We start from the raw sequence: 201 nt of genomic DNA, 5'->3' as shown, positions 1-201 counted from the left end.
AACTAATCGGGAGGGGCGGCCATGCTGATCGATGACCGGGTGTACTGCGACTGCTGCGGCAACGACATGGGCAAGCTCATGGCGCTGCCCGCGCCGCAAAGCGACCTGCTGCCAGACCTCAGCCTGCCGCCCCATTTCGCCGTCTGCCCTGACTGCGAGCCCTCCGAACAAACCGCCGACCTCGAGCAGGCCGGCGAATGA

1 protein-coding gene is annotated in these 201 nt (G+C 66.2%); it reads left to right on the top strand.

Annotation, left to right across the window (positions count from 1 at the left end; translation table 11 throughout):
• Nucleotides 1-21: 21 nt before the first annotated feature.
• Nucleotides 22-201, top strand: a complete 180-nt coding sequence (locus LO50_RS23585) for a hypothetical protein (RefSeq protein ID WP_008567547.1) — start codon at nucleotides 22-24, stop codon at nucleotides 199-201.

The sequence above is a fragment of the Stutzerimonas stutzeri genome, from assembly GCF_000935215.1.
Taxonomy (GTDB): Bacteria; Pseudomonadota; Gammaproteobacteria; order Pseudomonadales; family Pseudomonadaceae; genus Stutzerimonas.
The sequence above is the reverse complement of the archived record's forward strand: the minus strand, read 5'-3'. Positions and strand labels throughout refer to the sequence as shown.

Bases quoted from the DNA above. Each gene is read 5' to 3' on its own strand.
- LO50_RS23585 (WP_008567547.1), top strand. From the start codon at position 22: ATGCTGATCGATGACCGGGTGTACTGCGACTGCTGCGGCAACGACATG.